Source organism: Reyranella soli (assembly GCF_007992495.1).
Taxonomy (GTDB): Bacteria; Pseudomonadota; Alphaproteobacteria; order Reyranellales; family Reyranellaceae; genus Reyranella; species Reyranella soli.
The window spans coordinates 1-3,526 of record NZ_BKAJ01000314.1; the positions used below are offsets into that span (position 1 = coordinate 1).

The following is a 3,526-nucleotide window of genomic DNA, read 5'->3' on the forward strand; positions in this document are numbered from 1 at the left end:
GCCTGTTTCACGGCGTTTCTCCTGTTCAAAAGTCTTGTCAGCGAAATCTAAGACAACTCTAACTGGTCGGCCCTATGCGCTACTGGGACCAATTTGGGGTGGCAAGGGGGCCCGCACGCCTGCGACAGTTTAGTGTCGAGGAATATGTGGATCAGATTTTGCAACCGCGAACAAGATGCCGCGCCGCGGAATCACATCGTCCTCGCCCTACCAACCAACGAAACCAGCACCTTCCGAGCCTCGGAAGCCGCAGCCAGCGGCGTGTCGAAGGCCAGCCGGGCCACCTGCCCGCTCTGCCGCAGATCGATCCCCTCGGCGTCGATGCCGGTCATCCGCCAGTCACTGCCGGCGAGGCCCAGCAGCTTGCCGGCATAGAGCTGCACGGCATCGGCATGGTCGTCGTTCATGTGGCTGACGATGCCCTCTTCGGCATCGGCCAGGCCGCTTGCCGGCACGGCGTTCAGCTCGGCGGCCGAGAGCCATCTGATCTTGCCGAAGCCCGCCACCAGATGGGCGCGCTCGACCGCAACCCGGTAGAAGTGGAAATCCTTGAAGCCCGCATACATTTCAGCGTCGGGATGGCGGGCCAGGAAACGGCGGGCCAGACGGGCATCGTCGCTCAGCGCCGCGCGACCGACCAGCGTCACCCGCGGTCCGGTCAAGGGCTGGTCGAGGCCGTGGGTGCCGTCGAACAACAGCGATACGCGGTCGTCGGCGGCGATGGCTTTGGTATGTTCGGCCAGGTCGCTCAGCAGCAGGATCGGCGACAGGTCATGGTCGACCGCGACCAGCACCAGCGAGGCGTACGGCCAGTTCCCTCCCTCGGCGGGCAGGGCGGTCGCCAGGGAGGCGCGGTCGAGGCCGCGCACCAGGTCGCGGACGCCGCGGGACATGTCTTCAGATTGCATGATTTTTAGGGTTGGGAGCCAAAAGCGCCTTAATTCACTCACATCGATGGCAGATTGGGGCAGCGGCGGCAACGACCCGGACTGTGGTACCATTGTCCGCCCCGACAGGAGAAGCAACGCCGTGCGCAAAAACATCGCCCTGGTTGACGACGACCGCAACATCCTGACCTCCGTGTCGATGCTGCTCGAAGCCGAAGGGTTTCAGATCAAGACCTACAACGATGGCGCCTCGGCGCTGGAGGGGCTGAACCAGTCTCCGCCCGACCTCGGCATCTTCGACATCAAGATGCCGCGCATGGACGGCATGGAGCTGCTCAACCGCATCCGCAAGACCCAGCAGTTCCCCGTGATCTTCCTCACCTCCAAGGACGAGGAGATCGACGAGGTGCTGGGCCTGCGCATGGGCGCCGACGATTTCATCCGCAAGCCGTTCTCCCAGCGCCTCCTGCTGGAGCGCATCCGCGCCGTGCTGCGTCGCGCCGACGCCGGCACTGCCAAGGGCGAGACCGCGGCCGAGCGTATCGTGCGCGGCGAGCTGATCCTCGACCCGAGCCGCCACCAGTGCACCTGGAAGGGCAAGGAGGTGCACCTCACGGTCACCGAGTTCCTGCTGTTGAAGTCGCTCGCCGAGCGGCCGGGTCATGTGAAGAACCGCGACCAGCTGATGGATGCCGCCTACGGCGAGACGATCTACGTCGACGACCGCACGATCGACAGCCACATCAAGCGCGTGCGCCGCAAGTTCCGCGAGGTCGACGGCGAGTTCGAGCAGATCGAAACGCTTTATGGCATCGGATATCGATACCGCGACGCCTGAGCCCGGACGACGGTTCGGACTGCAGGGTCTGCGGGCACGGATCGCCGCGGCGCTGGGGCACCGCGAAGAGCTGCCGACGCGTGCCGCCTCCGCCGAGACGCCGTCGCTGCTGCGGCGCCGGCGCAGCGCCACGCGGCGCTATTCGCCGCTCACCCGCCGCATCCTGCTGCTGAACATCATCCCGGTGGCGCTGCTGACCTTGGGCGCCGTCTATCTCAGCGACTACGAAGAGGAGCTGATAGACGCCGAGCTCGCCTCGCTCGCCGTGCAAGGCGAGATGGTGGCGGCGGGCATCGGCGAGGTCGCCGTCGCCGGCGGCGAGACCACGGTCAACCGCCTCGATGCCGACGCCGCCCGCCAGCTTCTCACCCGGCTGGTCCGTCCAACCGGCGTGCGCGCCCGCCTGTTCAGCGAGACCGGCGAGCTTTTGGGCGATTCGGCCATCCTGAGCGACGCCAGCCGCATCCATGTCATGCCTCTGCCGCCGCCACAGGACATACCCGCGGTCGAGCCGCATTGGGGTGAGAAGATCGGCGACTGGATCGCCCGCCAGCTCTCGCGCGTCGACCGCTTCCCCGAATATGTCGAGCGCGCCGTGCCCACGGTGCGCGACTTCCCCGAGGCGGCGAGCGCCTTGCGCGGCTTCAATGCCTCGGCCGTGCGCGTCTCGCCCGACGGCATGCTGATCCTGAGTGCCGCCGTGCCGGTGCAGCGCTACAAGCAGGTGCTGGGCGCGCTGATGCTGACGCGCGACAACCGCGCCATCGCCGCGTCGTTGCGCGAGGTGCGCTACGACATGATGGTGATCGCCGCGGCGGCGCTCGGCATCACCGTGCTGCTGTCGCTCTACCTTGCCGGCACCATCACCCAACCGATCGTGCGGCTGGCGCGCGCCGCCGACGACGTGCGCCTGGCGCGCGAGAGCCGGCCGGAGATCCCCGACCTCGGCAAGCGCGGCGACGAGATCGGCGACCTGAACGATGCGCTGCGCTCGATGACCGACGCGCTGTGGCAGCGCATCAACACCATCGAGAGCTTCGCGGCCGACGTGGCGCACGAGCTCAAGAACCCACTGACCTCGCTCAGGTCGGCGATCGAGGTGGCGGCGCGGCCCAATCTCGAGCCGGAACGGCGCGAGAAGCTGATGGGCATCGTGCTCGACGACATCAACCGCCTCAACCGGCTGATCACCGACATCTCGGAGGCCTCGCGCCTCGATGCCGAGCTGATGCGCGGCGAGGTCAAGCAGGTCGACCTCAACGCGCTGCTCGGCGACATGGTCAACCACTATGCCGTGACGGCGGTGCAGAAGGGCGGCGTCGAGGTCGAGTATCGGCTGGCGACCAATCCGCCGTTCCTGGCGCATGGCCATGACGGCCGCTACGGCCAGGTGTTCCGCAACGTCATCGACAATGCGATCTCCTTCAGCCCGCCGGGCTCGAAGATCGTGGTCGAGCTCGGGCGCGCGCCGCGCGGCGGGCCGTTCATCGTCACCATCGACGACCAGGGGCCGGGCATTCCCGAGGACAATCTCGAATCGATCTTCGAGCGCTTCTATTCCGAACGGCCGACCGAGCATTTCGGCCAGCATTCGGGATTGGGCCTCTCGATCTGCCGCCAGATCATGGAGACCTACGGCGGCGCGATCTCGGCCTCCAACCGTCGTGCGCCCCCTGATGGAGCTGGGGGCGGCCGCGTGCTCGGCGCGCGCTTCACCGTGCGCGTTCCGGCCGGCGACGGCCGCAAGTGATCAAGGTCATCCTCTTCCGGACCGCGCGCTTCCAGCGCGCTCATGATCATG

3 protein-coding genes are annotated in these 3,526 nt (G+C 67.0%); 2 read left to right on the forward strand and 1 reads right to left on the reverse strand.

Going from position 1 to position 3,526, the window contains the following annotated elements; genetic code table 11:
* Window positions 1-191: 191 nt before the first annotated feature.
* The gene (locus RSO01_RS46245) at window positions 192-893 is read right to left on the reverse strand and encodes a HugZ family pyridoxamine 5'-phosphate oxidase (protein WP_218037679.1); all 702 of its coding nucleotides are present in this window, start codon (window positions 891-893) and stop codon (window positions 192-194) included.
* 136 nt (window positions 894-1,029) lie between these two features.
* On the opposite strand from RSO01_RS46245, the gene RSO01_RS46250 reads away from it, so the two are divergent.
* On the forward strand, window positions 1,030-1,725 hold the full coding sequence (locus RSO01_RS46250; protein ID WP_147157387.1) for a response regulator transcription factor: 696 nt from the start codon (window positions 1,030-1,032) through the stop codon (window positions 1,723-1,725).
* Window positions 1,694-3,475 carry a sensor histidine kinase gene (locus RSO01_RS46255; RefSeq protein ID WP_147157388.1) on the forward strand — a complete coding sequence of 594 codons (1,782 nt, stop codon included), beginning with the start codon at window positions 1,694-1,696 and terminating at the stop codon, window positions 3,473-3,475. Before RSO01_RS46250 ends, RSO01_RS46255 begins: the two co-directional genes overlap by 32 nt.
* The last annotated feature ends 51 nt before the right edge of the window (window positions 3,476-3,526 follow it).

Coding starts and splice junctions, on each gene's coding strand:
- RSO01_RS46245 (WP_218037679.1), bottom strand. CDS start 893: ATGTCCCGCGGCGTCCGCGACCTGGTGCGCGGCCTCGACCGCGCCTCC.
- RSO01_RS46255 (WP_147157388.1), top strand. CDS start 1,694: ATGGCATCGGATATCGATACCGCGACGCCTGAGCCCGGACGACGGTTC.